The sequence below is a fragment of the Maribacter sp. genome (assembly GCF_039968975.1).
GTDB lineage: Bacteria > Bacteroidota > Bacteroidia > Flavobacteriales > Flavobacteriaceae > Maribacter.
This window is the reverse complement of sequence record NZ_JBDVOT010000284.1, coordinates 1-5,520: the sequence shown is the minus strand read 5'-3', so window position 1 is coordinate 5,520 and position 5,520 is coordinate 1. Positions and strand designations below refer to the sequence as shown.

General features: G+C 31.7%; 4 protein-coding genes and 2 pseudogenes. 3 read left to right on the top strand and 3 right to left on the bottom strand.

The genetic code is table 11. From position 1 onward, the window contains the following. A pseudogene (locus tag ABJI11_RS19005) lies at positions 1-1,067 on the bottom strand (hypothetical protein); the annotation flags it as partial. A 984-nt stretch (positions 1,068-2,051) separates the two neighbouring features. On the opposite strand from ABJI11_RS19005, the gene ABJI11_RS19000 reads away from it, so the two are divergent. Together ABJI11_RS19000 and ABJI11_RS18995 are read left to right on the top strand one after the other, a co-directional pair. Continuing rightward, positions 2,052-2,369 (top strand): class I SAM-dependent methyltransferase, encoded by a 318-nt coding sequence (locus ABJI11_RS19000; protein ID WP_348355983.1) that lies wholly within the window; start codon positions 2,052-2,054, stop codon positions 2,367-2,369. A 125-nt stretch (positions 2,370-2,494) separates the two neighbouring features. Beyond that, entirely contained in the window at positions 2,495-2,992 is a 498-nt protein-coding gene (locus tag ABJI11_RS18995) for a hypothetical protein (RefSeq protein WP_348355981.1), read from the top strand. A gap of 178 nt (positions 2,993-3,170) precedes the next feature. On the opposite strand, the gene ABJI11_RS18990 is transcribed toward ABJI11_RS18995, so the two are convergent. After that, the gene (locus ABJI11_RS18990; protein ID WP_348355978.1) at positions 3,171-3,512 is read right to left on the bottom strand and encodes a hypothetical protein; all 342 of its coding nucleotides are present in this window, start codon (positions 3,510-3,512) and stop codon (positions 3,171-3,173) included. 233 nt (positions 3,513-3,745) lie between these two features. On the opposite strand from ABJI11_RS18990, the gene ABJI11_RS18985 reads away from it, so the two are divergent. After that, a complete protein-coding gene (locus ABJI11_RS18985) occupies positions 3,746-4,150 on the top strand; it encodes a hypothetical protein (protein WP_348355975.1) in 405 nt (134 codons plus the stop codon). Positions 4,151-4,453: 303 nt separating this feature from the next. On the opposite strand, the pseudogene ABJI11_RS18980 reads toward ABJI11_RS18985, so the two are convergent. Then, a pseudogene (locus ABJI11_RS18980) lies at positions 4,454-5,520 on the bottom strand (hypothetical protein); the annotation flags it as partial.

Here is a 5,520-nt window from a genome sequence, read left to right as displayed (position 1 = left end):
TCCCAACCTAATGTATTTATACTGTTAGGGTTTCTATTGGTATACTGAGCATCAAACTGAGTAATACTTGAATTAAAAAAATTATTCGATGGGTTTTGTCCGTTTGATAATGTTGTAAAAGATCCGTTCGCATTAATTTGTAGAGCATCACCACCAATTCTATTATCACCTTCTAAAGCCCCAACACCCATATTTGCATATACTGGAAAAGGAGCTGGTAGCGTTGTAAATCCATTTACAGGAATATCAATACTCTCACCTGACTTCACTCCTGCATAACCGTCAAAAGTGGTAATAAACTTATCGCCTGGCAAGTTTGGGTTTTCATATACAATAACCATTTTCCATCCACCTGAAATACCACCTGAAATACTATTTCCCGTACTGGCCCTAACATTTGCAACAAAGTAATCTCCATTGGGGTTTCCTAAACCAGCTACTATAGAAGTTACATCTTTATAAGCTGCATAAGGACTGTAATACCCAAAATCAACATCGCCATTACCATCAAAAATAATTTCATCCGCAGTAATATCCTGGTAAGTTCCTCCTGGAGTTCTAAATTTAATATCGTCAATATTACTTCTATCTGGATTTACATAAACGGCTGACCAATAAAGTCCTGCATAACGCACCAATGAACAATCAACATCTGGTATTTCCAAGTTAGCACTACTAGAGCTGAATGTGCTGTTATCATTATCGACATCAATATACTGCATGTCGTAGTTATCATTAAAATCTGAAGAACTACCGGTAGCGTTAAGTGGTTCATTAGGAGAAACTTCAGGAACTGTCACAGTTTCGCGTCTCCAACTTCCATTTCTAAAAACCCATTGTCTTCTTGTGGTCTCTGGTATTCTTCTATTTACAATATTATTAGCAATAAAAGTAAGTTCACCTCGAATATCCGCTTCGTAACGAACATCAAAATCATTTTTAACCTGAGCAACCGCAGTTTGTAAACCTAGCGCCAAGAATAAAATGAAAAATAAACATTTTGAGTAATGTTTTCCCATAAGAGAAATGTGTTTGTTGAAATCTAAAAATGTGGTCAGCTTTGTCATGTTCTAAAATTGTTGAAGCCTTCCAATCATTAGATATCAATTTCGCATCGTTCTACGCGGAATTCTCCAATAACAAATATTAACCATACTAATTAGCTAAAGAATTTATTGTTGTAGCAACGATGGTTTCTGTTGTGAAACAGCAAATAGAATGGGTTTGTGTTTTTGACAAAAAATTGTATTTCAGCCATTAAATCCCTAATAGCATTACTTTACTTTTTTAACTTTTGGGTTAATTTGATGAAAATTGATTATAAAAAATTATATAATAGGCAGGTAATTTTCAACTAATTATTCAAGAAGTTTTAACCAAAAACTTTAATGCTCTTCTCGTATATTTTGAGGTAAATTATAAGTGAGTTTTTATGTGTATTTCCTATAATATCATGATTTTTAAGTAGAAAATATTTTAAAATAAATTTTGCAATCAATTATTACTTTTGGCTTAACATTATAAAATTCACTTTTAAAAAAGAAAAGAATTATCTATATAAAACAATCAATTTTTTCTAGAAAAAATTGATTGTTTTTAATTCACTTAAATGTGAACAAAGATATATGAGACTCTAAAGAGCATCTTGTTATTTACAATCCTCTTTAAAGTTCTTAAAACAGTGTTTAGCACCCTTTAAGCACAACTTGCGTGACTATAATGTTCTATTACCAAAAGAAAATTATCTATCTTTAAAATCTGTTATATTAATTCTACATATTATCTGAGTCTTTCTGAAAAGACTTATTAAACCAACATGGTTTTAATGCATAGAAGCTTTCTAGTGCACAGATAAATACACCTTATCCTTTAATTAAATTCTAAACCACAACAGTTGATTGAAAAATCAATTAATTATTCATATTCTGAATTGTATTTAGCAATTAGGAATGTGATGCTTTTATGGTAATTAAAATGACAAACAATTAATTAATAGAAATATAGAAGCTTTTTATACAAAAGCTTCTGAGGAAACCCGACTAGAAAAAGGTATGGGCGTATTTGAATTTGAAAGAATTAAATCTTTAATTGAAAAATACCTTTCTAATGCATCGTCAAAAATTATTGATGTTGGTGGCGGTACTGATAAGTATGCTGAATGGTTTGCAAAAAAAGGTCATTTAGTCCATTTGGTTGAGCCTGTTGCTAAACACCTACATATAGCCGAAAACCGAGCCAAGAAATTAAAAAGCAAGTTTAAAGTTCACTTTGGTGAATCTAGAAAACTAGACTTTCCTAACAACTATGCAGACCTTATCATTCTTCATGGACCTCTTTATCATCTTCAAAAAAAGAAGATAGGGAATTAAGCATTTTAGAGGCGAGACGTGTTATAAAAGATGATGGAATCATTTTGGGTTTTACAATCAACTATACAGCCTCAACTCTGGTGGGACTTTTAAACGGACTCATACACAAAAAGCCATTCTTTGAAATGTGCAAGAATGAATTAACAACAGGAATACATAATCCGCCAGATGAATTTCCTTGGCTCTTGACCGAGGCATATTATCACAAACCTGAACAGTTAAAATCAGAGTTTGTAAATCAAGATTTAACCTATTTAAATACATATGCCATTGAAGGAATATCTTGGCTTGACAAAGACTTTTTTACAAACATGTTAAATGACAAAAAGAGAAAGACCTTAATAGAACTATTACAAATAACTGAAAACGACAGCTGCACTTTAGCATTTAGCCCACATATGATGATAGCCGTAAAAAATAAAACCATGAAAAATAAAGACAGGTACTTTAAAGCACTAGAAGAAAACCAAGGTCAATTAAATGAGATCGACTTAGGAGAAAAAATTCAAATAGATGAAAATGAAACTAGAGAAATTATAGCACAATTATTATTTGAATATAAAATTAGATATGATAATAAAAGGGTATGCAAATATCTAATTGTAAATAAAAAAAGTAGGTGATATTAAAAATTGAGATTGACGGATTACTCTTAAAACGCTCCTTAATGTATTCGGGAAAACAAATAGCATTATTCAAATTTCAATATTACAAATGAAATCCGGAAATCTATATTGGTTTCCGGTTTCCTAATGTATAACTTTTGGTATATAACTGCCAAGTAGCTACAAATGTACTTGCCTAATTATAACTACTATTGTCTTGTACTTTTTTTACTGCAAATGAGTTTTCGTCTATCCACATAAATTCCCAATGAATTACTGGGTCGGTATCATAGCTTTCAAGAGTTACTGATTGATTTTGAGTATTAAAACGATAATATCCCGTGATTCCTCCTTGGCGAATGACCTCTCCTTGGTAAATTTCATTTCCACATCGCCTCCCTATTTTCCTTCCAGAATTAAAGGTTATGCGATACTCACCGGTAGTTAAAAAACGAAGCTCCGTTCCTATCTTCAAAGTTCTTCTTCGCTTATAAACTGTAATTTCAGAATCGCCTTCTTTTATTGTTTTATCAACCATCCAACGACCGATTAGATAGGATTGTGATATTTCTTTCTCTTGACCAAGACAAAACTGAGCAAAAAAGAATACAAACAGGATTATTGATTTTCTCATAAATGGGTAAAAACAAGAATCGTTCCAACTTAAATTCTTCCACATCTTAAAGAATTTACAGATAGTATTTGGTTAAAACCATAGATAATCAATTGTGAAATCAAGTAACGAAAGAACATTTAAATCGTCTTGCAAATATGAAAGAAATAATACTATTACTTTTCATACTGACTCAAGTTCAAGTTACATCTCAGGTAGTGTTAGAAAATGAATTGATTGGTACTTGGCAAATTGAAAAAGTTCATATCACCCGACCCGGGATTTGCATTGGAGATGACATCAACCAAATAATTGGAAGCACTTTTACATTTACCAATAATCATTTACGCTATGCAACTTCAAATAATAACTGGTTCTCGTTAGATAAAAATGATCAGTTATACTGGGTTATAGAAAACGAACATCTGGTTATAAAATCAAAAAACACCAAAGAAAACTATTCATTAAAAATCATATTTAAAAAAGATAAATTGACTTTATTAATTTCTAATTTAATTACGATTGTTTTGAAAAAAAATTTGCAGAAATTGACATCAAGCTAAAATTAATATTCAAGTTTTTTTTCAGGAAACAAGAATTGAAAAAAGTGTAGTTGAAAAATAGCATATATCACTTGGAAAAAATTTAAGCTATTTAAAATACCAATTTGTATTTTTATTTGGAAATGAATGAAAAATTTTCCCCTGTGCCTATCATATAAAAATTGATAACTAAATTGAACAAAAATAACGATTGGTTTATAATTTATCGTTGTATTGATAAACCTCAGCTATTCAAACCACAAAGCCTTTATCATCTAAGATGATAAAGGCTTTCTATAATTCTATTATTCACATATAGTAATGCTACACGAGTAGTTCTTGATTGACCCTCATAATCCACATCTTATCATCATATGCATCGTTCAGCTTAGAGTAATATGAAATCAAGGCATTGGTCCAAGAATCATGCTTCTTAAGATACACATATCTATAATTGTTCTTTGGGTTGATAAAGTAGCTTGCATTTAACCCGAATGAATTTAAAAGCGAAACAAACTTCTTAGCATTGCTAGGGTTAGCAAATACATTGGCTATTAAATAATAACCAGATCCAGCACCTTCGATAACATAAGATTTAGAATCGGCTTCTCTAGACTCTACGTTATCTCTTACCACCTCATTCGAGGTTAGAACGTTAGTGTTGTACTTAGAAGACTTTTCTTTAATCTTACTAACATTACTAGCGTAAGCTTCGTTAGAATATCTATTATCCACATTCATAATCCACATAGCACCATCATATGCACCGTTCAATTTAGAATCGTGTGCAGCAACAGCATCTTCAAAAGTATCATAACGCTGAAGGTAAACATACTTTAAGCCTGTATTTGGGTTATCAATATAATCAGCATTAATACCCTTAGCGTTTAAGTCGTCAATAAAATTATTCATATACTGACCACCTTTGTACACATTAGCTACAACATAGTATCCATCAGAAACATCTGGTAAGTCTTTAAACCTTCTACTTTTTACTCCGTCTTGTGCTACTTCTTTAACCGTGTTCGTAGTAGGTACAGAAGTATTTCTAGGTCTGTTTGCGACCACAGCGTCTTTAGGTTGAACCTGTTCTACAAAATTATTCTTATCAGTATAATTTGTATTTGTCTCCGCAAGTTCTTGTCTCTCCGTAACCGGGTTTTCTCTTTCGTTAGATATTACCGCTACCCTATCTTGTTGGGTTGTGCCAGTTGTTTCGTTACCATTTGCCAATTCACCTGAACTGCTTGGATTATAACTATTGGTATTTGAACCTCCAGAATTACTTGGGTTATAATTAGAAGCTACAGCAGTATTACTGTTCTCATCAAGGAAAAGCTCTTTAGCTTTATTTTCTAAGTCAGGTCTTTCTCCGTTGGTTTCATTACGAA